General features: G+C 33.8%; 20 protein-coding genes. 15 read left to right on the top strand and 5 right to left on the bottom strand.

The annotated features are described in order from the left end of the window. Positions 1-34: 34 nt before the first annotated feature. On the bottom strand, positions 35-259 hold the full coding sequence (locus tag A8975_RS11695; protein WP_134200674.1) for a hypothetical protein: 225 nt from the start codon (positions 257-259) through the stop codon (positions 35-37). A gap of 126 nt (positions 260-385) precedes the next feature. Here A8975_RS11695 and A8975_RS11690 point away from each other — a divergent pair, with 126 nt between their 5' ends. After that, positions 386-2974: a T9SS type A sorting domain-containing protein gene (locus tag A8975_RS11690; RefSeq protein ID WP_131508797.1), complete on the top strand. Its 2589-nt coding sequence runs from the start codon at positions 386-388 to the stop codon at positions 2972-2974. 52 nt (positions 2975-3026) lie between these two features. On the opposite strand, the gene A8975_RS11685 is transcribed toward A8975_RS11690, so the two are convergent. Then, a complete protein-coding gene (locus tag A8975_RS11685; protein WP_134200672.1) occupies positions 3027-4439 on the bottom strand; it encodes an aldehyde dehydrogenase family protein in 1413 nt (470 codons plus the stop codon). A gap of 176 nt (positions 4440-4615) precedes the next feature. On the opposite strand from A8975_RS11685, the gene A8975_RS11680 reads away from it, so the two are divergent. The 3 genes from A8975_RS11680 (at position 4616) to A8975_RS11670 (ending at position 8805) form a co-directional block, all read left to right on the top strand. Next, positions 4616-4882 (top strand): hypothetical protein, encoded by a 267-nt coding sequence (locus A8975_RS11680; RefSeq protein ID WP_129760939.1) that lies wholly within the window; start codon positions 4616-4618, stop codon positions 4880-4882. Positions 4883-4981: 99 nt separating this feature from the next. Beyond that, on the top strand, positions 4982-7831 hold the full coding sequence (polA, locus tag A8975_RS11675; RefSeq protein ID WP_134200670.1) for a DNA polymerase I: 2850 nt from the start codon (positions 4982-4984) through the stop codon (positions 7829-7831). Between the two features lie 20 nt (positions 7832-7851). Continuing rightward, on the top strand, positions 7852-8805 hold the full coding sequence (locus tag A8975_RS11670; RefSeq protein ID WP_134200667.1) for a bile acid:sodium symporter family protein: 954 nt from the start codon (positions 7852-7854) through the stop codon (positions 8803-8805). 12 nt (positions 8806-8817) lie between these two features. Here A8975_RS11670 and A8975_RS11665 read toward each other — a convergent pair whose 3' ends face one another. Then, the gene (locus A8975_RS11665; protein WP_134200665.1) at positions 8818-9774 is read right to left on the bottom strand and encodes a helix-turn-helix transcriptional regulator; all 957 of its coding nucleotides are present in this window, start codon (positions 9772-9774) and stop codon (positions 8818-8820) included. Between the two features lie 230 nt (positions 9775-10004). Here A8975_RS11665 and A8975_RS11660 point away from each other — a divergent pair, with 230 nt between their 5' ends. Together A8975_RS11660 and A8975_RS11655 are read left to right on the top strand one after the other, a co-directional pair. After that, entirely contained in the window at positions 10005-10496 is a 492-nt protein-coding gene (locus A8975_RS11660) for a DinB family protein (protein ID WP_131508792.1), read from the top strand. Positions 10497-10506: 10 nt separating this feature from the next. Further along, positions 10507-10725 (top strand): hypothetical protein, encoded by a 219-nt coding sequence (locus A8975_RS11655; RefSeq protein ID WP_131508791.1) that lies wholly within the window; start codon positions 10507-10509, stop codon positions 10723-10725. 5 nt (positions 10726-10730) lie between these two features. Here the strand turns inward: A8975_RS11655 and A8975_RS11650 are convergent, their stop codons facing one another. Beyond that, positions 10731-12680 carry a YgiQ family radical SAM protein gene (locus tag A8975_RS11650; protein ID WP_134200663.1) on the bottom strand — a complete coding sequence of 650 codons (1950 nt, stop codon included), beginning with the start codon at positions 12678-12680 and terminating at the stop codon, positions 10731-10733. 96 nt (positions 12681-12776) lie between these two features. Further along, positions 12777-14408 (bottom strand): ABC-F family ATP-binding cassette domain-containing protein, encoded by a 1632-nt coding sequence (locus tag A8975_RS11645; RefSeq protein WP_134200661.1) that lies wholly within the window; start codon positions 14406-14408, stop codon positions 12777-12779. Positions 14409-14815: 407 nt separating this feature from the next. On the opposite strand from A8975_RS11645, the gene rplM reads away from it, so the two are divergent. From rplM to asnS, 9 genes are all read left to right on the top strand, one after another. Further along, positions 14816-15271, top strand: a complete 456-nt coding sequence (gene rplM / locus A8975_RS11640; protein WP_129760934.1) for a 50S ribosomal protein L13 — start codon at positions 14816-14818, stop codon at positions 15269-15271. Beyond that, positions 15271-15657 (top strand): 30S ribosomal protein S9, encoded by a 387-nt coding sequence (rpsI, locus tag A8975_RS11635; RefSeq protein WP_129760933.1) that lies wholly within the window; start codon positions 15271-15273, stop codon positions 15655-15657. Before rplM ends, rpsI begins: the two co-directional genes overlap by 1 nt. Before the next feature lie 184 nt (positions 15658-15841). After that, positions 15842-16612: a 30S ribosomal protein S2 gene (gene rpsB / locus A8975_RS11630; RefSeq protein ID WP_129760932.1), complete on the top strand. Its 771-nt coding sequence runs from the start codon at positions 15842-15844 to the stop codon at positions 16610-16612. A gap of 84 nt (positions 16613-16696) precedes the next feature. Beyond that, on the top strand, positions 16697-17671 hold the full coding sequence (gene tsf, locus A8975_RS11625; RefSeq protein WP_129760931.1) for a translation elongation factor Ts: 975 nt from the start codon (positions 16697-16699) through the stop codon (positions 17669-17671). A gap of 108 nt (positions 17672-17779) precedes the next feature. After that, positions 17780-18487: a UMP kinase gene (pyrH, locus tag A8975_RS11620; RefSeq protein ID WP_129760930.1), complete on the top strand. Its 708-nt coding sequence runs from the start codon at positions 17780-17782 to the stop codon at positions 18485-18487. Between the two features lie 62 nt (positions 18488-18549). After that, a complete protein-coding gene (gene frr, locus A8975_RS11615) occupies positions 18550-19107 on the top strand; it encodes a ribosome recycling factor (RefSeq protein WP_129760929.1) in 558 nt (185 codons plus the stop codon). A gap of 56 nt (positions 19108-19163) precedes the next feature. Next, positions 19164-20438: a DUF5686 family protein gene (locus A8975_RS11610; RefSeq protein WP_134200659.1), complete on the top strand. Its 1275-nt coding sequence runs from the start codon at positions 19164-19166 to the stop codon at positions 20436-20438. Between the two features lie 73 nt (positions 20439-20511). After that, positions 20512-22914 carry an efflux RND transporter permease subunit gene (locus A8975_RS11605; RefSeq protein WP_134200657.1) on the top strand — a complete coding sequence of 801 codons (2403 nt, stop codon included), beginning with the start codon at positions 20512-20514 and terminating at the stop codon, positions 22912-22914. Positions 22915-22953: 39 nt separating this feature from the next. Next, positions 22954-24387: an asparagine--tRNA ligase gene (gene asnS, locus A8975_RS11600; protein WP_131508788.1), complete on the top strand. Its 1434-nt coding sequence runs from the start codon at positions 22954-22956 to the stop codon at positions 24385-24387. Positions 24388-24516 lie beyond the last annotated feature (129 nt).

Genomic DNA, 24516 nt, shown 5'->3' with positions numbered 1-24516 from the left:
TTCGTATTACCGCACTACTATCAGTTGATTTAATCTAAGCCTCTTGAAGTTTATTTGCTATGTTTTCAGCTCTATCAGGATCACGCTGTACCAAATGCTCACCTAGCAAAAAAAGCGCATCCTTTTTTAAAGTTTTAGAAACGTTGCTATCAATAATCGTTTGCAAACTATCCTGATAAGCGTCTGGTTTGGCATCTTGAGCATACGAATACAAACCACTTAAGGTTACGAAAAGGCAAAAACTAAAAAATTTACACATTGATTTTCAAGTTAGTGAAACAAATTTACAAAACCATTTCTTCAAAAAATCACCCAAAAGTATGAAATAGAGTTGCCTGTATTATAAGAATTTAGCAACGCTATATTAATCACAACTTTATTACTTATGAAAACAAGATTTACTTTTTTGGCTTTTTATGTTCTTTTTGGAATAGCAGTATTTGCACAACCGAGTAATGATGCCTGTACTAGCGCACAATTTATTACTATAAACACATCATTTCAAAATATTGATTTTGATTTAACTAACGCAACTGTCAATAATGAATCTGGTTGCTCTGGAGATCCGGCAGATGACTATGTAGATGTTTGGTATCAATTTATAATGCCTGTTACAGGTAAACTTTACATTAATGGTTCAGTTACTAAAAACAGATTTAATATTTATAATAGCTGTAATGGTACAGAATTGCACTGTTTTACCAGCAACAAGCTTATTGATGACCTTATACAAGGAAGCTCCTATATATTAAGAGTTCGTAGATGGCTGCCACACAACGATGGTAATAATCAATCTTTTTTAATAAGAGCCTACGAAACTCCAGCAAATGACACCTGTAATAATTCTGAAACGATTATTGTTGATAACACTGTTCAATCAGTAGACTTTAATATAGGAGGTGCTGTAATAAACAATGAGGCTGCCTGTAATGGAGACTCTCCTGACGATTATACTGATGTATGGTTTGATTTTACAATGCCTGTTACTGGTTATTTCAACATTGAAAGTAACTCTTCATTTAACAACTTTGTATTATATGATGCTTGTGGTGGCAATGAAATAGTATGCTTTAACCAATCACAAACACTAACAACTTTAACACAAGGGCAAAACTATAAACTACGCATTTTTAGAAGTGAAACAGCAACCCTTTCGCATCTCGGTTTAAGTTTTACTGTTCAAGCTTATGAGTTTAGCCTTAATGACAATTGTTTAAATGCAGAAAACATCAACCTTACAACAAACACTCAAACAGTAAACTTCAGTATGCTTGGAGCAACTATTAATAATGAAATTGCCTGTAATGAAAGTAGCGCTGATAATTATGCTGATCTTTGGTACAGTTTTACAATGCCTGTTGATGGGTCATTAGAAATAATGAGTGCCTCAACCATCAATAAGTTTTCATTATACAATGCTTGTAATGGTACTTTAATCTATTGTTCACCTTTATTTTACGAGACTTCTATCCCATTATATGTTGATGAACTTGAGCAAGGAGAAAGTTATATATTAAAGGTATATAGAGAAGAAGACCAAGTGGATAATATGTCTTACAATTCCTTTACCTTAAAAGCGACTGACCCAACTATTTTAGATTGCTCATCTCCAGAAGTTCTTACGGTTACAACAACTGAAACCACTATCGATTTAGACTTGGATTCAGCAGTTTATAATCATGAAATAGGTTGTGATGATACAGATATTGATGACTACACCGATTTTTGGTATGAATTTACAATGCCAGTAAACGGCAATCTTTATATAAATCCATCTACATCATATAATTACAACAAAGCAGCTATTTACAACGCTTGTGGCGGCAATTTGCTGTATTGTTTTTCAGAAAATAAACTCATAGATGATTTAGTACAGGGACAAACATATCTGTTACGTATTTACAGACCTCGAACTATATATCCTGACGGGAACCAGTTTGCAATTAGAGCTTATGAGCGTATATCAAATGATATCTGTAGTAATGCCGAAGTATTACCTACATTAACTTCAGATAATACAGCAATTTACTTCAATTTAGGAGGTGCAAGTGTTAGCACTGAAGAAACCTGTATAGGTGATTCAGATTATATTCTAGATGCTTGGTGGCAAGTCACTATGCCTATAACAGGAAACTTATTTGTTGACACTCCTGGAGGGAATGGTATTGCTGTTTATGATGCTTGTAATGGTAATCAGCTATTTTGTGCTTTAGAAACCTCATCAGCTTTTAAACTCATTGACAATTTAATTGAAGGCAACACGTATTTAATTCGCTTTTTTAACACAGAATCAACTCTATTTGGTCCTGCTGATTTTCATTCCATGAATTTAAGAGTTTTTGAAAGAGCTGAAAATGACGCTTGTGCAAATGCGGAAACCATTCCAACAATAACAGATACTGCACAAGAAATAAATTTTTACACATTTGGTTCAGAGATAAATGAAGAATACGGTTGTGGCACATTCAATCTAGAAGATTATGTTGATGTTTGGTTTGAGTTCACTATGCCCAACCTTCCCGGAAATCTAACTATCACAAGTTATGTTTACAACCATTATGCAGTTTTTGATGCTTGCAATGGTAATGAAATACATTGCTTTCAAGGATCAGACCAAGTGGAAGGCCTTATACCTGGAGAAACCTATATTTTGAGAGCTTTTCAAAGACAAAACGAAATGTTTCATCCCTATGCGTTTTTTGATATTTGGGTAGATAATACTTTAGGAATTGAGGATCAATCTTTAGAAAACACCATTAACATCTACCCAAATCCAGTAAGGGATTACATCAATATTTCAATTGCAAACAATCAAACAATAACAGCAATACAATGTTATGACTTAATGGGAAAACAAATTTTCAATTCAACCTACAAAGAACAAATTAATGTTAGTTATTTAAAATCTGGTCTTTATTTGCTTAAAATTGAAACGCTCTCCGGAAGTTTTATAAAAAAGATTATGGTTGAGTAGTGTTTTTTAGTTTAGTTAGTTAAAAAGGAACAATCTATGAGGTTGTTCCTTTTTAAAACCATTTAATAGTTAAGTCTACTAATTTCTGCTTAAAGTTATTGTAAGGAGGCATTAGTAAATCTACAGCTCCAATAGTATGTTGTTTTAACACAGATCGTTGATTGGTAAATTCCAAAAAACCAAAATACCCATGCGATTTCCCAATGCCACTATTGTTTGAGCCTCCAAAAGGCAAGTTATGGTTTAAAAACTGTAACAAATTGTGGTTAACACAAGTACTTCCTGCTCTTGTGTTGTCAATAATGTGTTTTATAGTCTTATTGTTTTTACTAAAAACATATAAGGCAAGCGGCTTTTCTTTTGAATTAATATAGTCGATAACCTCATCAATATTACCGTAAGTTTTTACAGGAAGAATTGGCCCAAAAATTTCGTTTTTCATCAGTGCACTATCTTCAGAAGCATCAAAAACTAAAGTAGGTTCTATATAATTATCTTCTTCTTTATAGCTTCCTCCTATTTCTATAGTTGCATTTTTTAATGATGCATCTTCTAAATAAGACTTTAATCGTTCAAAATGTTTTCTGTTTACTATCCTTGCCAAAGAGTTGGACTCAGAGGCTTTTTCTGAATAGAATTCATCTAAATGCTTTTTAAAACTTGCTATAAATGCTGTTTTAATAGTTTCGTTTATGAACACATAATCTGGAGCAATACAGGTTTGACCAACATTCATAAATTTTCCAAAAATTATTTTCTTCACCACTTTATCCAAATTGGTGGTATCATCAATTATGGTTGGCGATTTCCCTCCAAGTTCTAAAGTTACTGATGTTAAATGCTCCGAAGCTGCTTTCATTACTATTTTACCAACTTGTGGAGAACCTGTAAAAAAGATATGATTAAAAGGTAGCTTTAAAAGTTCCTGAGAAACTTCTACCTCTCCTTCAACTAGCGCAATTTCATTATCGTCAAACAGCTCCTCAATTATATCTCTCATCACTTTAGAAGTATGAGGTGTCATTTCGCTAGGTTTTAAAATCACAGTATTGCCTGCTGCTATTGCAGAGACTAACGGTCCAAAAGTAAGATTGACAGGGAAATTCCATGGTGAAATAATTAAACAAACACCTTTTGCCTCGTTTTTAATGTATGATGAGCTTCCTAAAAGAGAAATGGGTGTTTCTACTTTTTGAGGCTTTAACCAAGATTTCAGATTTCGTTTTACAAAATTAATTTCATCGATAACAGGATATATCTCAGTTAAGTCAGTTTCTAACTGTGGTTTCTTGAAGTCACTATACAATGCATCTCTAAGCCTTTGTTTATAGGTAAACTCTAATGCGTTCTTTAAACGGTTAAGTTTCATAATACGTGCTTTGTATGTTGTATTCCCAACAGAAAACTGATTGATTTTCTGACTGTTAAACAGATTTAAATAGGCGTTCTCACTCTTATTTACCATTTCTAAACAACGTTTTTATTGGGCTCAAAGCTCATTTTGTGCATTTCACCGATGTTTTTTACCATGCTTTTCATCTTATCTAGTAATCGACTGTTTTCATCTAAAATATTTAAACTAGCCTTAAATGTTACGTTTCTTTGACAAGAATTTTAAAATAAACCCTTTATAACAAGGTCATGAAAAAAGTTTTAATATTTTTAGTTTTTTTAAGTTTACCTCTACTTTCTGTAGGACAAAATGATATCGCTACTAACAAAAATAGTGATACTATTGAAACTACAACTAAGAAAGAAGATACTCAGTCTAAAAAAGAGACTACAGATAGTTCTAAATTCAAATCAGAATTAATGAACTTAAACCACAAAAAAAGCAATGATATTATTAGTATTAAAGCTTACAGAAAAAGTTTACAAATAAAAGTAAAGACCATAAAGCTTTGCTAGAATAAATAAAGATTATAAAAAAAGCCGAAACAATTGTTTCGGCTTTTTTTATTAGTATTCTTAAGTTTTGTAGTTTTATAGACTACAAAATTTCAAAAAATGTCAGACCAAAAACGTCTTTTCCTAGTCGATGCTTACGCGTTAATTTTTCGTGGGTATTACGCCTTTATTAAAAATCCAAGAATCAACTCAAAAGGCATCGATACTTCGGCCATTATGGGTTTTATGAATTCACTTTTAGATGTTATAAAACGTGAGCGTCCAGACCATTTAGCCGTATGTTTCGATAAAGGCGGAAGTACAGATAGAGTAGAAATGTTTGAGGCGTACAAAGCCAATCGCGACGAAACGCCAGAAGCCATAAAAGTTGCCGTACCTTACATTCAAGAGATTTTAAAAGCAATGCATATTCCTATTATGGTGAAGGAAGGTTATGAAGCCGACGACGTTATAGGAACCCTATCGAAACAAGCCGAAAAACAAGGTTATCAAACCTTTATGGTTACACCTGATAAGGATTTTGCGCAGTTAGTGTCTGAAAATATTTTTATGTACCGTCCAAAATCGTTTGGTGGTGGTTACGAAACTTGGGGCATTCCTGAAGTGCAGAAAAAATTTGAAGTTGAAGATCCGTTACAGGTAATTGATTTCTTAGGAATGATGGGAGATTCCAGCGACAACATCCCAGGTTTACCTGGTGTTGGCGAAAAAACTGCGAAAAAATTCTTGAAAGCTTACGGAAGTATAGAAGGTTTGTTTGAAAACATCCACGAACTGAAAGGTAAAATGAAAGAGAAAGTTGAAGCTAATCAAGAATTAGGCTTACTATCGAAAAAACTGGCTACCATAATGCTTGATGTTCCTGTGGAATTTGATGAAAAAGATTTTGAAATGTGCGATCCGGACATTGAAGCGGTTAAAACCATTTTTCAAGATTTAGAGTTTAGAAGACTCACTGAAAACTTCTTAAAAACTTTTGCTGCGGAAGATACTCAAGCAACTGCTGAAACAGCATCGAAAACGGAGGAAAAAGTAAAACCAAAAACAACCTCAACAGCTGGTGCAGGACAATTTTCTCTATTTGGTGGCGATGTTAATGATATAGATACCGAAACAAATCCAGCATCGCATACCCGAAAAACCGCAGAAAGCACAAGCCATTTTTACCAAAGCGTCGCCTCTGGTATGGCAACAAAACTTTTCATTAAAAATTTAATGAATCAAACTTCGGTGTGTTTTGATACCGAAACCACAGGTTTAAATCCGTTAACTGCAGAATTGGTTGGTATTGCATTTTCATGGGAAGTTGGTAAAGGCTTTTACTTGCCATTTCCTGAGGATAAAACCGAAGCACAAGAACTTATTGAACAGTTACGTCCGTTTTTTGAAAGTGAAACCATTGAAAAAATCGGTCAGAATTTAAAATACGATATTAAAGTTTTAGCCAAATACAACATCGAGGTAAAAGGTAAATTGTTCGATACCATGTTAGCGCACTACCTGATTAATCCAGATATGCGTCACAATATGGATGTGTTGGCAGAAACCTATTTGAATTACACACCAATTTCTATTGAAACGTTAATTGGCAAGAAAGGAAAAAATCAACTTTCAATGCGCGATGTTCCTCTGGAAAAACAAACGGAGTACGCGGTTGAAGATGCTGACATCACCTTGCAATTAAAAGAACATTTTCAAAACGAATTAGGCGAAGCCAATACCCAAACCTTGTTTGATGACATTGAAATTCCGTTACTGCGCGTTTTAGCGGCTATGGAATTGGAAGGCATAAACCTTGACAAAGACTTTTTAGCATCACTAGCAGAGCAACTAAACAACGACATTGCTACACTTGAAAAGCGCATTTACGAAGCTGCTGGCGAAGAATTCAACATTGCATCACCTAAACAATTAGGTGTAATTTTATTTGAAAAAATGAAGCTGGTTGACAAGCCTAAAAAGACTAAAACTGGGCAATATTCTACTGCCGAAGACGTATTGAGTTATTTGGCTAAAGACCATGAAATCATTCAAAACATTCTTGATTTTAGAGGTTTAAGCAAACTTAAAAGCACGTATGTTGATGCGTTACCGCTTCAGGTTGAAGAAGCCACAGGACGCGTACACACCGATTACATGCAAACCGTTGCTGCCACAGGTCGTTTAAGTAGTAACAACCCGAACTTACAGAACATTCCTATTCGTACCGAGCGTGGTCGTCAAGTGCGAAAGGCGTTTATTCCGCGAAGCGAAGATTACACCCTTTTAGCTGCTGATTATTCTCAAATTGAATTACGCATTATCGCAGCCTTAAGTGAAGAAGAAACCATGATTGAAGCCTTTAACAACGGTGAAGATATTCACGCTTCAACCGCTGCAAAAGTGTTTAATGTAGCTATTGAAGACGTCACACGCGAACAACGTAGCAACGCCAAAACTGTAAACTTCGGTATTATTTACGGCGTTTCTGCTTTCGGATTAAGCAATCAAACTAACTTGTCTCGTAGTGAAGCAAAGGAATTAATTGATACGTATTATGAAACCTATCCGAAGTTAAAAAAATACATCAGTAAGCAAGTCGATTTTGCACGCGACCATGGTTATGTGCAAACTGTTTTAGGCCGTCGCAGATATTTAAAAGACATCAACTCTAGAAATGCTGTGGTGCGTGGTGCAGCAGAACGAAATGCGGTAAATGCACCAATTCAAGGTAGTGCAGCCGACATTATTAAACTCGCTATGATTGCCATTTACAAGAAACTTGAAGCTGGCAATTACAAAACAAAAATGCTACTGCAAGTACACGATGAATTGGTTTTCGACGTTTACAAACCAGAACTGGAAACCATTTCAACCTTAATTAAAGCCGAAATGGAAAACGCTTATAAACTGTCTGTACCGCTCGATGTTGAGTTAGATACTGGTGATAATTGGTTAGAGGCGCATTAATTTTTTAATCTTTTTATAATTTGAAAATAGACAAGTTTGTTCTTGCTATTATAATCGTTGTTATAACAGCATATATTTATCCACATTTAGGTGCTGGTGAAAGCGCAAAACTTTTAAATACGCTGAGCAGTATTGGTATTTCACTCATCTTTTTTTTCTACGGATTAAAATTGAGTCCAGAACAGATAAAATTAGGGTTAAAAAACTGGAAATTACATGTGCTTATTCAAAGTATAACGTTTGTAGTTTTCCCTTTAATTGTGTTGGCAGTGCAACCCTTTATTTCTTCCGATAATAAATCGTTGTGGTTAGCTTTTATGTTTTTGGCAGCTTTACCTTCAACCGTTTCGTCCTCAGTGGTTATGGTATCTATTGCAAAGGGTAACATTCCTGCTGCTATTTTTAATGCGAGTATTTCGGGACTAATTGGAGTTGTGCTCACACCGCTTTGGATTGGTTTTTTTATGACTTCTACCAATACCGATTATAGTTTAATCGATGTGTATCAAAAATTGTTATTGGAAATATTAGCACCTGTTATTCTTGGTTTATTATTAAGACGTTTTTTAGGTGCTTTTGCTTTAAAGCACAGTAAAAAAATAACACTGTTTGATAAAAGCGTGATTTTATTAATTATCTATAAAAGTTTTTCAAAATCCTTTTTAGACCGCATTTTCGACAACTTAAGTATTATCAACTTAATTGGAGTTTTTCTTCTAGCTGTTGTATTGTTTTGGCTCGTATATTTTTTAATAGGCTTTATAAGTAAAAAACTGAATTTCAATATTGAAGATCGCATTACAGCTCAATTTTGTGGCACCAAAAAATCGTTAGTTCATGGTACGGTATTTTCAAAAATACTATTTCAAAACGCTTCTTTTTTAGGAGTTATTTTACTACCAATTATGATGTTTCACGCATTTCAAATTTTAGCTATAAGCGTGATTGCTTCAAAACATTCTAAACGGAATTAAGTGTTATTTGAATTAAAGTTTAGAAATAGCCTTTTCTAGAATACTTTTTATCTGATGCTTTAAACTTTCAGGTTCTATGATTTTTGCATAATCTGAAAAAACTATATACCATCTTGAAAAACCATGTTCTACATAAGGTGTTAAGAACGTCATTTCAACATAATTGCCTTTTACTTTTTCTGATACAAATCCGTGTTGCCATTTGCTATTGTTTATAAATCGAACGACAGATTTATCTACTTGAATAACTACTTTTGTTTTTTCTACGTCATTCAATTTATTACGGTAATCATCTAAGGTAATGTGCTCTCTTGTAAAACTATGTTGGGTTGGTTTTATGGCTTGCATTCTATCGGTTCTAAATTGTCTGTAATCCTTCCGAAGATGACAAAAACCCAAAACATACCAAAATCCCGTTTCGTGATAAATACCAACAGGCTCTACAAAACGTTCGGTAGGATTTTCGTTGTTAAGCGCCTGATATTTTAAATGCACTTGACGCTTTTCAGCAATACTTTCAAAAAGTACCTCTAGTGCATTGGGCAAATCATCATTAAATAGTTTATGAGAAGGGTCGACTAATATTTGAGATTCTAAAGCAGAAATCCAGTCTTTTTCACGTCCACGTAACACCGATTTCAACTTCAGCATTGCTGATTCGTAGTAATTTCCTAACGATTTATCTACAAATTTCTGCATCAGTTTTTCGGCAGCAACAAAACTACCTGCTTCTTCGCGTGTAAACATAACTGGTGGCAAACGGTAGCCTTCCATTATTGAATAGCCAACACCTGCTTCGCTAACTATTGGCACTCCCGAAGCTTCAAGCGTACGAATATCGCGATAAATGGTTCGTAAACTTACCTGAAACCTATCGGCTAATTCTTGTGCTTTTACAATGCGTTTGGATTGCAATTGAATAAGTATAGCTACAATTCTATCAAAACGTTTTACAGTGTCTAAACTCATAATGCTGTAACATATATCCCAAAGATAGGTTTTCAGGTTGAAGTTTGTATTTAATTTACCCTTCAACATAATTATTAATCATTAATAAGACACAAAAATAGATGTGGTGTATGACAAGGGTTTGTCAGTTGAAATTTTTTAAAACTTTATTTTTTACTACTGACACAAAGCTGTCACTATGCACTTGTAATTTTGATTTCAAATAACAAGAACATCAAAAAACAAAAAACATGGAAACAAACACCAACACTACATTACAAACAGTAATTACACCTGAAGAATTATTAGCGCAATGGCAAGGACATCGTAACTTAACTCGACGTGTTATTGAAGCTTTTACAGAAAAAGACTTATTCAATTTTTCAATAGGTGGCATGCGTCCTTTCTCTGAAATGGTTGTTGAACTTTTAGCTATTGCAGCACCTGGTATCAAAGAAATTGTTACTGGTAAAACTGCAGCGTTTAATGAAGACATTAACCATGAAAATAAGAAGGCAAAACTGCTTGAGCTTTGGGATAAAACAACCGAAGATATCAATACATATTGGGCGCAAATAAAGCCAGAACAATTTCATGACACTATTAAAAGTTTTGGTGAATATGAAGGTACTGTTTGGTCTTCAATTTTTTATTTCATAGATAATGAAATTCATCATCGCGGACAAGCCTATGTGTATTTACGTGCTTTAAATATTGAACCACCTTTCTTTTACGAACGCTAAAATTTACAGCATGAATTCTGTTTTGGTCTTTAAAACATCTATCACTTCAAATCGTGAAATTAAACAGTTAAAGCCTGTTTTAAATAGCTTAATTGCCAAAAATGGATATTGGAATTTTGACTTGGAAGATTGTGACAATATCTTCCGAGTTGAAACCAAAACCATTACACCTTATGCTATTTCACAGGCCTTTAAAAGTCTTGGTTTTTATTGCGAAGAATTGGATTAGAAAACCTATTTACGTTTTCTCTTCTTATACTTGACCTTATTTTTTCGTTGGTTAAAAGGTACAGCATCGTTAAAGGTGTTTTTAGTTTTACCAGGTTTATTTTTACGCCATTTTTCATCTTTTTTAGGCAATAAAACATCAAGTAAATCTTGTCTTCCTAATTTATTAAGCGTGTTTTTTATCCAGGCTTTGTTTTCATCTTTATACCAAAAGAAAAAACGGTGTTGTTCGTCTTTTTCTTTTCTGGTTTTTGGAGTATTTACTTTCTTTAAAGTGTATGGATGATAACCAGAGTAATAAATTACTGTAGCAACTGTCATAGGTGTTGGCGTAAAACCTTGAACTTGCTCAAGCTGAAAGCCCATATCTTTAGTTTCGGCGGCAAGATTTGCCATATCTTCAACCTCACATGCTGGATGATTTGAGATGAAATACGGAATTAACTGTAAGTTCAGTTTATTCTTGATATTGATTTTATCAAAACGTTCTTTAAACTTATGGAAGTAACTAAACGATGGTTTTCGCATTAATTTCAAAACAGGATCACTGGTATGTTCTGGCGCTACTTTAAGGCGACCAGAAACATGCTTTGTCATCACTTCTTCTGTATAATCGTCTAACTCTTTTGGGTCTGCGTTTTTATTAAATTCAGGCACTAACATATCGTGACGAATACCAGAGCCTATGAACGATTTTTTCACCTTTGGATGACTATCAACTGCTTGATATAATTCGGTTAACGGTTTATGAGACGTATCTAAATTGCTACAAATTACTGGTGAAATACAACTTGGTGCAACACATTTATCGCAAATAGATTGTACTTTACCTTTCATTTGGTACATGTTTGCACTTGGCCCACCAATATCAGACAAATAGCCTTTAAAATCGGGCATATTAACCACTTTATCAACTTCCTTTAAAATAGATTCTTTACTTCGACTCGCTATAAATTTTCCTTGATGTGCCGAAATGGTGCAAAAACTACAGCCACCAAAACAACCACGATGAATGTTTATAGACGTTTTTATCATCTCGTAAGCAGGAATTGGCCCACGCTTATTGTATTTTGGATGTGGTAAACGTGTGTAAGGCAAATCGAAAGAGGCATCAATTTCGGCTTCCGTCATTGTAGGATAAGGCGGATTAATCATCAACATCTTACTACCAACACGCTGAAAAATTCGTCTTGCAGCTAACTTATTAGACTCTTGCTCTATTACTTTAAAGTTAGATGCGTAAGCCTTTTTATCTTTTAAACAGGTTTCGTGTGAAGCGATTTCAACATCTTCCCAATTTTTGTTTTTTGGGATATCGTTTTCATCATTAATAAGAATTGCTGTTTGGTTAACCGTATTAATACTATTGAAAGGGACTCCACGTTCAAGTAAACGGACAATTTCACGAAGTGGTTGTTCGCCCATTCCATACACCAACATATCTGCTTTAGAGGTTTCTAAAATAGTTGGCATTAATTGGTCACTCCAATAGTCGTAATGGGTTACACGACGCAACGAGCCTTCAATACCACCAATTAAAACTGGTGTATCAGGCCATTTTTCTTTTAATATTTTACTGTAAACGGTTGATGCATAATCTGGTCTAAAACCAATTTCACCATTTGGCGTATAGGCATCTTTATCGCGACGTTTTTTATTGGCGTTATAGTTGCTAATCATAGGATCCATACAACCACCAGTAACACCGAAGAATAAACGCGGTTTACCTAACTTAACAAAATCTTGAAGATTATCGTTAACGTTAGGTTGCGGTACGATAGCAACACGCAAACCCATACTTTCTAACAAACGTCCAATTACTGCTGGACCAAAGGTTGGATGATCTACATAGGCATCTCCGCTAAACAGGATAACATCTAAGTATTCCCATCCGCGAATTTTCACCTCTTTGTTTGTGGTAGGTAACCAACTAGAAAGTCTTAATTCTTCTTGCATAACGACACAAAGGTAAATAGAAATTACTACTTAATTGCAAACACACCTGTTAAACCACACAAATGCAACACAATAGAAGTATATTTTGGTGAAAAATTATAAATCGAGCGCTTTAATGTTTTCTATACGATTACGCTCTAGAAAATCATCAATAGTTTCAAAATGTTCAATAACACGTTGATTTTTAAATTCGAATACTTTCTTTGATAAGCCTTGAAGAAAATCACGATCGTGAGATACTAAAATTAAGGTACCATCAAATTCTTTTAGAGCGTCTTTTAAAACGTCTTTAGATTTTAAATCGAGATGGTTGGTTGGTTCATCCAAAATCAGTAGGTTTACAGGTTCTAATAGTAATTTTACCATGGCTAATCTGGTTTTTTCACCACCAGAAAGCACACCAACTTTTTTGTCGATATCGTCGCCTTTAAACATAAAACGACCTAAAATATTTTTTATTTGCGTACGAATATCGCCTTTGGCAACTTCATCAACCGTTTGAAAAATAGTTAAGTCTTCATCTAAAAGTGCAGCTTGGTTTTGTGCAAAATAACCTACTTGAACATTGTGACCTAAAGAGCAAGTGCCTTCTACATCAATTTGTCCCATAATGGCTTTTATCATCGTTGATTTCCCTTCACCATTTCTACCTACAAAACATACTTTTTCGCCACGCGCAATCGACATGTTTGCATTTTTAAACACTACGTGATCATCGTATGATTTAGAGACATCTTTTACCGTTACAGGATAATCTCCCGAACGCTGTGTTTTTGGAAAACGCAGTTTTAAAGCTGAAGTATCAACATCGTCAACCTCAATAATTTCAAGTTTTTCTAGCATACGCACTCGAGATGCCACCTGGTTGGTTTTAGAATATGTTCCTTTAAATCGCTCAATAAACGCCTGGTTATCGGCTATAAATTTTTGTTGTTCTTGATAAGCTTTTATTTGATGCGCTCGTCTATCTTCACGAAGCTGTAAATAATGAGTATAATTTGCTTTATAATCGTAAATACGACCCATAGTCACTTCTATGGTTCGATTGGTAATGTTATCTACAAACGCTCTATCGTGCGAAATCACGACCACTGCTTTAGCTTTATTCACTAAAAAATCTTCTAGCCAAATTACCGATTCAATATCTATATGGTTGGTTGGCTCATCAAGCAAAATTAAATCAGGTTTTTGAAGTAAAATTTTCGCCAACTCAATACGCATACGCCATCCACCTGAAAACTCGCTTGTTGGTTTATTAAAATCTTCAGGTTTAAAGCCTAAACCTTTCAACGCTTTTTCAACTTCGGCCGTGTAATTAACCTCTTCTAAAGCATAGTATTTTTCACCCAAATCTGATACGCGCTCAATGATTTTCATGTACTCGTCAGATTCGTAATCTGTTCTAGTTTCAAGTTGCTTATTTAGCGCATCCATTTCATCTCGCATTTCAAAAATATGACTAAATGCTTTAGATGTTTCTTCTAAAACAGATGTATCATCTTCGGTTAATAAATGCTGAGGCAAGTAAGCAATTACAGCATCTTTTGGAGCTCGCATATGTCCTTTAGTAGGGTTTTGTACACCTGCAATAATTTTCATCATTGTAGATTTTCCAGCACCATTTTTACCCATAAGGGCAATTTTATCATTTTCATTTATAGTAAAAGACACATCACTAAATAAGGTGTGACCACTAAATTCTACAACTAAATTATCTACAGAAATCATAGCTTTAATTTTAAAGGCGCAAAACTACTAAAAGCCGAAAGATAAATCTTTGATTTTTTTGAAGTAATGTTAGTTTTTACGGTATTACATAGATGACATTAATAAAAACACTCAAAACCTCTAAGAAAATTGACATTATAATGTTTGGTATACTTTAAATAATCAATCAAAAATCACCTCTTATTTTAAACATTTGTATATCAAAACTATTCTATAATTATATGAATAGAAAAACCTATAAATGACAAATTGCAACCTAGTATAAAACAAACCTTAATTCAACCTTTTTAAACAGCCTGATTTTCAACGAAAAAAAACATCTAATTAGAATTTGGTAATCAAATATATAATCGTAAATTTGCAAACTCTTTTTGAGAGAAGAATGTTTAATTATTAAATTAGAAAGTGTGGACACATTAAGCTACAAAACAGTTTCAGCAAATAAAGCCACTGTAAATAAGGAGTGGGTTTTAGTTGATGCTGAAGGACAGACTTTAGGTCGCTTAGCTTCTAAAGTTGCAAAACTTTTAAGAGGTAAGCATAAACCTAACTTTACACCACACGTTGATTGCGGAGACAATGTAATTGTTGTTAACTCTGAAAAAATCAACTTAACAGGAAACAAGTGGAACGACAAAACTTACATTCGTCACACAGGTTATCCAGGTGGTCAAAGAAGTTTATCTGCTACAGAAATGTTTGGAAAAGATCCAGCAAGATTAGTAGAAAAATCAGTAAAAGGAATGTTGCCTAAAAACAAATTAGGCGCAGATTTATTCCGTAACCTAACAGTTGTTGTTGGTACTGAGCATGCTCATGAAGCTCAAAAACCAAAAGCAATTAACTTAAACGAATTCAATTAATGGAAGTAATTCACAAAATCGGCCGTAGAAAGACGGCTGTTGCTCGTGTGTATGTTGCCCAAGGAAAAGGAAACATCACGATTAACAAAAAAGACATGGCGGTTTATTTTCCTACTGCAACTTTACAGTACAAAGTAAACCAACCTTTAGCTATGACTAACAATGATGGCAACTTTGATATTACAGTAAATGTATATGGAGGTGGCATAACAGGTCAAGCTGAGGCAATCCGTTTAGCATTATCTCGTGCTATGTGCGAAGTAGATGCTGACAACAGAGGTATTTTAAAACCTGAAGGTTTATTAACTAGAGACCCAAGAATGGTAGAGCGTAAGAAATTCGGACAGAAGAAAGCTCGTAAGAAATTCCAGTTCTCTAAACGTTAAAATCCCCAACTTGATTTCGGGATCTGTATTTACAGTTTTACAATCAAGTTATTTAAAACATTTAAACCAGTTATTGTTGCCCATGGCCTTTGTGTCAGGGTTTAGTTTAGCATCTAAATGATTAAGGCGAGCGAAAGCAACCACTCAATCATTGCTAATTCAACAGAACGTAAACTATTACAAAATGGAAAAAGTAGAAGTAAAAGAATTACTTGAAGCAGGTGTACATTTTGGACACTTGACTAGAAAATGGGATCCAAACATGGCTCCTTACATTTATATGGAGCGTAACGGTATCCATATTATCAATCTTTACAAAACTGCTGCCAAAATTGAAGAAACTTCTCAAGCTCTTCACAAAATTGCAGCTTCTGGAAAGAAAATCTTATTTGTTGCTACAAAAAAACAAGCTAAAGACATCGTTGCTGAAAAAGCAGGTGCAGTAAACATGCCTTACATTACTGAAAGATGGCCAGGTGGAATGTTAACTAACTTTGTAACTATTAGAAAAGCTGTTAAAAAAATGGCTTCTATTGATAGAATGAAAAAAGATGGTACATTCAACACACTTTCTAAAAAAGAGCGTTTACAGGTAGACCGTTTAAGAGCTAAATTAGAAAAGAACTTAGGTTCTATCTCTGATATGACTCGTTTACCAGGTGCTTTATTTGTTGTAGATATCAAGCGTGAACACATTGCAATTAAAGAAGCACAAAAATTAAACATTCCAATCTTTGCAATGGTTGACACTAACTCAGATCCAAGACAAGTTGATTACTTGATTCCATCTAACGATGATGCTTCAAAATCAATCAACAAAGTACTTTCTTTGGTAACATCTGCAATTGCAGACGGTTTATCAGAAAGAAAATCTGATAAAGCTGATAAATCAGAAAAAGCAGCTAAACCTGCTAAAACTGCAAAAAAGAAAGCAGTAGCTGAAGAAGAAGAATAAATAACAATTTCAAAACATAAATAAGTCGTTTAGTTCTTTTCTTTGTTGAAAATTAATTGGACGACTTTTTTAAATTTTAAACTCATGGAAAATACTGTAAAAATTACAGCCGCAGAAGTAAATAAACTAAGACAAGCAACAGGAGCAGGAATGATGGATTGCAAAAAAGCCCTAGTGGAAGCTGGTGGTGATTTTGACAAAGCTATTGAGGTTTTACGTAAAAAAGGACAAAAAGTTGCTGAAAAAAGAGCTGACCGTGACTCATCTGAAGGTGCAGCTATCGCAAAAATTAACGATGATAATACTGTAGGTGTTGCTATTGTATTAGGTTGCGAAACTGACTTTGTTGGTAAAAACGAAAACTTTGTGAAATTAGCTAACGATTTAGCTGATATCGCTATAAACTACAATACAAAAGAAGAGTTTTTAGCTGCTGATTTTGGTGGAATGACTGTTGCTGATAAATTAACTGAGCAAACAGGTGTTATTGGTGAAAAATTAGACATCACTGCTTTTGAAAAGTTAGAAGCTCCTTATGTTGGACAATACGTTCACATCAATAAAATTGCTGCTTTAGTAGGTTTATCTGCAAAAGTTGATAACGCTGATACTTTAGTAAAAGACGTTGCAATGCAAGTAGCTTCAATGGGAGCAACTACATTATCTTACAAAGATTTTGATCCTGCATTTATCGCTTCTGAAACTGAAGCTAGAATTGCTGTTATTGAAAAAGACAATATTGAATTAGGTCGTTTAGGTAAAACTTTAAAAAATGTACCTCAATACATTTCAATGGCACAATTAACTCCTGAAGTTTTAGCTAAAGCTGAAGAAGATGCAAAAGCTGAATTAAAAGCTGAAGGTAAGCCAGAGCAAATTTGGGATAGAATTTTACCAGGTAAAATGGAGCGTTTCATTTCTGATAACACAACTTTAGACCAAGAACAATGCTTATTGGATCAAAACTTCATTAAAGACGAAAAAATAAACGTAGCAAAATATGTTGCATCTTATGGAGATGTTGAAGTTACAAGTTTTAAACGTGTAACTGTTGGATAATTAAAATCCAATTTTCCAAAACATTAAAAAGCTTCTCATAACGAGAGGCTTTTTTTATAATTCAAAAACAAAAAAATTATGTAGTTTTGCTAAACTTTCAAAATCAAAATGAAATACAAAAGAATTCTCCTAAAATTATCTGGTGAAGCCCTAATGGGAACACGTCAATACGGTATTGATCCTGTACGTTTATCAGAATATGCAAACGACATTAAAGAAATCATTGAAAAAGGTGTTGAAGTAGCCATCGTTATTGGTGGTGGAAACATTTTTAGAGGTGTTGCTGGTGCAAGCAATGGAATGGACAGGGTTCAAGGTGATCACATGGGTATGTTAGCAACCGTCATTAATGGTTTAGCTTTACAAAGTGCCTTAGAAGATGCTGGTGTACCTACTCGTTTACAGTCGGCAATAAGTATTGATGAAGTTGCTGAACCTTTTATTAGAAGAAAAGCACTTCGCCACTTAGAAAAAGGACGTGTTGTAATTTTTGGTGGTGGAACAGGAAACCCATATTTTACAACAGATTCTGCTGCTGTATTAAGAGCAATTGAAATGGAAGCTGATGTTATTTTAAAAGGTACTCGTGTGGATGGAATTTACAATGCTGATCCTGAAAAAGACTCAAAAGCTGTAAAATTTGATTATATTTCTTTTGATGATGTATTGCGCCAAGGCCTTAAAGTAATGGACACTACAGCCTTTACATTGAGTCAGGAAAATGAACTTCCAATTATTGTTTTTGATATGAACAAAAAAGGAAACTTACTAAAAGTAGTTTCTGGAGAAAAGATTGGAACTAAAGTAAACTTATAATAATTTTAAAGGTTTGGCTCATTTTTTGAAATGGCTTTTTAAGAATTAAAATACTTTTAAAGATGAACGAAGACATACAATTTATACTAGACTCTGCTAAAGAATCAATGGATGCTGCAATAAAGCATTTAGAAAAACAATTAGTAAACATTAGAGCAGGAAAAGCTAGTCCTGCAATGTTGGGAGGTGTAATGGTTGACTATTATGGGTCTCAAACACCATTAAATCAGGTTGCAAACGTAAACACTCCTGATGGTAGAACCATATCTGTTCAACCTTGGGAAAAAGGAATGCTACAAGAAATTGAGCGAGGAATAATGATTGCTAATCTTGGTTTTAACCCTATGAACAATGGTGAAATGATTATTATTAATGTACCACCATTGACTGAAGAGCGTCGTCGTGACCTTGCTAAACAAGCTAAAGCCGAAGCTGAAGATGCTAAGATTGGTGTTAGAAGTGCAAGAAAAGATGCTAACAACGAAATTAAAAAATTAGATGATGCATCGGAAGACCTACAAAAAAATGCAGAGATTGACATACAACAAATGACCGATAAATACGTTAAAAAAATTGACGATATTTTAGAAGTCAAAGAAAAAGAGATAATGACAGTATAATTAAAAGCGACAATTATGTCGCTTTTTCTTATCCTTTTAAAACCCTTCCCTCTTACATGCATAAACACTGTGTTTTTATTTTTTTTATACTCTGTATTTATACTACACAGTCGCAAACAACTTTAAAAGATTCTATTAAAGTTAGTCAGGATTCTATTAAAAAAACCGAATTTCTTAAACAAATAGGCAATGGTTTTTTTCCAACCAATTACTTAAACATAGATTTACGATACCTTTTTAAATACAACCAATATGAAGGTGTAAGAACAGGTTTAGGTGGCATTACAAACAAACGCTTTTCAGAACATTATAGGCTTAATGGCTATCTTGTTTATGGGTTTTTAGACCATAATTTTAAATACAGTATTGGTGGTGGGTTTAGACTTGCGTCAAAATCTAACACTTGGCTAAACTTATCATATACTGATGATCTTCAGGAAACAGGAAGTTCTGCTTTTTTAACCGACAAACGTTTTTTTCAGTTCTTTGAACCTCGATTGCTTAATATTAACTTGTTTCATAAACACATTACTAAAGCTATAACTTTAGAGCATAAACTAAGTAAACATTTACTTACCGAAACGCAATTTGCCGTTAGCAACATCAACCCTACGTATAGCTATGAATATTTAAAAAATGACAAAATATTAAACGAATTTCACTTAAGTACAGCTAAAGTTGCATTGCAATGGAGTCCGTTTAGTAAGTTTGAAGTTTCAGAAGATGACTTAATAAAAGAAATTAAATCTGGCTATCCTAAATTCACACTACAATACACACATGCTTTTGAAGATGTTTTTAGAAGCAATATTAACTTTTCAAAGTTAGACTTTAGAACTGTATATCAGTTAAATTATACTAAAGAGTCGTACACACAAGCAACAGTAGTTGCTGGAATGGTAAGTGGCGATACACCCTTAACGCATTTATATCATGCTTATCCAAACAATATCACCAAAGAGACCATATTACAACGATTTTCGGTTGCAGGTATAAATAGCTTTGAAACCATGTATTTTAATGAATTTTTCTCTGATAGGTTTTCAACCTTTCAGCTGAAGCATTATTTTCAACCTTTTAATATTTCTGAACGCTACAAACCTCAATTGGTTTTAATAACAAGGTATGCAATTGGAAACATGGGCAATATTGACAGACATCAAAATATAACATTCAACACCTTAGAAGATGGTTATTCTGAATCTGGTTTTGAAATCAATAAACTTCTCTTTGGTTTCGGACTTAGCTTTGCGTATCGTTATGGAGCTTACCACCTACCAAAAACCGAAGATAACGTAGCTTTTAAATTTACCTTTAACGTTTCGTTATAAACACAATAATAAACTTGTTTTTCTTAGCTAATCCTTAGCTTTTTTCTACCTTTGTCGCTGTTTTTGTAACACTATGTTTAAACTATTTACAACAGGATTCTGGGAAGTTGTTGCGCGAGTTATTTTGCGTAATAAAATAGCAATACTTATTGCCATAATTCTTGCTACAATTTTCTTTAGTTATCAGTGGAAATATATGCGCTTCACCTATACTGAAGCCAATTTATTACCTGATGATCATGAGGTAAATGTTACTTACAACGAGTTTTTAGATATTTTTGGTGAAGAAGGTAACCTCATTGTTTTGGGTGTTAAAGACTCAACACTTTTTTCGGTTGAAAAACTTAACGCTTGGAATGAACTTTCTGAAGATTTTAAAGCTTATGATGAAGTTGAAACCGTTGTATCAATTAAAGACCTCCAAAAACTTGTAAAAAACAACGATGCTCAAAAATTTGAATTAGAGCCTTTTATAAAAGATTCTATTCATTCTTTGGCGCAAATAGATACGCTTCAAAACGAACTGTTTAAACAGTATCCTTTTTATGATAATTTTCTGTTTAACAAGACCACAAAAACCATTCGAACAGCTATTTATCTTAAAAAAGATATAGTAAATACACCTGCAAGAAAAGATTTTATAATTGAAACGCTTCAAGATAAAATAAGCACGTTTGAAAGTGAAAATGACTTAGATGTTAGGGTTTCAGGTATGCCTTACATTCGTACCCTAAACTCACAAAACATTGTTGATGAAATAGGACTATTTATTGGAGCAGCTTTACTAGTAACTTCGTTAATTTTCTTTTTCTTTTTCAGGTCGTTTAGAGCCACATTTATCTCTCTTATTGTAGTGTGTATTGGTGTAATGTGGACTTTTGGTATACTTGGGTTGTTAAAATATGAAATTACTGTTTTAACAGCTTTAATTCCGCCACTTATTATAGTTATTGGTATTCCTAACTGTATCTTTTTAATAAATAAATACCAACACGAGGTTAAAAAACATGGTAATAAAGTAAAGTCGCTACAGCGTGTTATTACAAAAATTGGTAACGCTACGTTAATGACTAACGTTACTACTGCTTCTGGTTTCGCTACTTTTATTCTTACTGAAAGTACGTTGCTTAAAGAGTTTGGTATTGTGGCTTCGCTTAGCATTTTAGCTATTTTTATATTGTGCCTTTTGGTAATTCCCATTATTTACACCTTTTTACCTTACCCTAAAGAACGTCACTTAGAACATCTTAACAAACGTTGGATTGGAACTTTTGTAGATTGGATGGAACGCATGGTAAGAGAGCACAAAATTGCTATTTATGCAACTTCGGTTGTTTTACTTACTGCCAGTATTATTGGTATTTACCAAATAAAAATTTCGGGAAGTTTAATTGAAGACATGCCTAAAGAAAAAGAGTTCTTCCATGATATTCGCTTTTTTGAAAGTGAGTTTAATGGTATTATGCCTCTTGAAATTATGGTAGATACTCAACGTAAAAAAGGCGTTATGAAGTTAAGTACTTTAAAACGCATGAACGAGTTAGAGGAACTCATCATTGAAACGCCAGAACTGTCAAGACCAATATCAGTAGTTAGTTTGGTAAAATATTCTAAACAAGCTTACTATAATGGTAACCCAAAATATTACCAACTCCCAACCAGTCAAGAAAACAGTTTTATTTTATCGTATGCAAAAAACTCATCTTCAAATGTAGATTTGCTGAATAACTTTGTAGATAGTACAGGTCAATATGCGCGTATTACAACCTTTATGAAAGATATTGGTACTGATAAAATGGAGCGTATTGAAGAAGACCTTCAAAACAAAATCAACAAAGTGTTTCCTGAAGAGCGTTATAAAGTTACCATGACAGGTAAAGCATTGGTATTTCAAAAAGGAACAAAGTATTTAGTAAAAAACCTAGCAATATCATTATCCTTAGCCATAATTTTAATCTCATTATTTATGGCTTATATGTTTAGATCTTTTAGGATGATTATTGTATCCTTAATTCCTAACATATTACCATTACTAGTAACCGCAGGTTTAATGGGTTATTTAGGAGTGCCTATAAAACCTTCAACAATTCTAGTATTTAGTATTGCTTTTGGTATTTCGGTAGATGACACTATTCACTTTTTAGCAAAATACCGTCAAGAGCTTCAAGCCAACCACTGGAAAATAAGAAAATCGGTTTATGCAGCATTGCGCGAAACAGGTGTAAGCATGTTTTATACTTCAATAGTATTATTCTTTGGCTTTTCGGTATTTACCATATCTAGTTTTGGAGGTACAGTTGCTTTAGGAGCTCTAGTTTCGGCTACATTACTTTTTGCAATGTTGTCTAACCTATTGCTTTTACCATCGTTATTATTATCGTTAGAAAGAAGCATTGCCAATAAAGAAGTATTACGAAAACCAGCAATAAACATTATTCCTGAAGAAGATGATGAAATAGAAAATTCTTCAGAATAATCATAAAAAATTATCTTTGCATTTTAAATTTAATATCAAATGAAATTACACACTGTTGCAGAACTATTGTCAAGTGACATTACACTACAAGACATTGAAATTAAAGGATGGGTTAGAACGTTTAGAGCTAATCGTTTTATAGCTTTAAATGATGGTTCTACAATTAATAATATACAATGTGTAGTTGATTTTGAAAACACAGACGAAGCCACCTTAAAGCGCATAACTACTGGTGCTGCAATACATATAAAAGGTGAACTTGTAGAAAGCCAAGGAAAAGGACAAAGTGTAGAAATACAGGTTAAAACCATTGATATTCTTGGTGATTCTCACCCAGACGAATATCCTATTCAACCTAAAAAACACTCGTTTGAGTTTTTACGTGAAAATGCACACTTGCGCACAAGAACAAGTACATTTAGCGCTGTAATGCGCTTGCGTTCTTCATTATCATTTGCTATTCACAAGTACTTTAATGAAAATGGTTTTTATTACATGCACACACCAATCATTACAGGTAGTGATGCCGAAGGTGCTGGTGAAATGTTTAGAGTAAGTGCTCTAGATGCTAAAAACCCTCCATTGACTGAAGATGGAAAAGTAAACTACAAAGAAGATTTCTTTGGAAAAGAAACCAACTTAACCGTTTCTGGTCAGTTAGAGGCCGAAACCTATGCAATGTCATTAGGTAAAGTGTACACATTTGGACCAACATTTAGAGCGGAAAATTCTAACACATCGCGTCACTTAGCTGAATTCTGGATGATAGAACCAGAAGTGGCTTTTATGGATTTAGCTGGCAACATGGATTTAGCCGAAGATTTTATGAAATCGGTGTTGAGCTATGTTCTAGAACACAACATGGACGACCTAAAATTTTTAGAAAACCGTTTACTTGACGAAGAAAAAACAAAACCTCAAGCTGAACGTAGCGAAATGAGCTTAATTGAAAAGTTGAAATTTGTTGTAGACAATAACTTTAAGCGTGTAAGTTACACTGAAGCCATAGATATTTTACGTAATAGTAAGCCAAACAAGAAAAAGAAATTCAATTATATTATTGAAGAATGGGGAGCGGACTTGCAAAGCGAACATGAGCGTTATTTAGTTGAAAAGCACTTTAAATGCCCAGTAATCTTATTTGATTATCCTGCAAACATTAAAGCATTTTACATGCGTTTAAATGAAGACGGAAAAACCGTTAGAGCTATGGATATTTTATTCCCAGGAATTGGAGAAATTGTAGGTGGTTCACAACGTGAAGAGCGTTTAGACGTTTTAAAAGAAAAAATGAAAGCACTTGATATCGAAGAAGAAGAACTATGGTGGTATTTAGATTTACGTAAATACGGAACTGCTGTTCACTCTGGATTTGGATTAGGTTTTGAGCGTTTAGTTATGTTTGCTACAGGAATGGGTAACATTAGAGATGTTATACCTTACCCAAGAACACCTCAAAATGCTGAATTCTAATTGCAGAAGACACTGAGATTTTTAATTTATATCGCTAGATGTTTATTAAATGTATCACTTCAAAATAAATAATGAAATAAAACAATCTACGTTCTAACATAATGTAGATTGTTTTTTTTATTTTTACTC

Source organism: Meridianimaribacter flavus, from assembly GCF_004366715.1.
In the GTDB taxonomy this organism is placed as follows: Bacteria; Bacteroidota; Bacteroidia; order Flavobacteriales; family Flavobacteriaceae; genus Gaetbulibacter_B; species Gaetbulibacter_B jejuensis.
The sequence above is the reverse complement of the archived record's forward strand: the minus strand, read 5'-3'. Positions and strand labels throughout refer to the sequence as shown.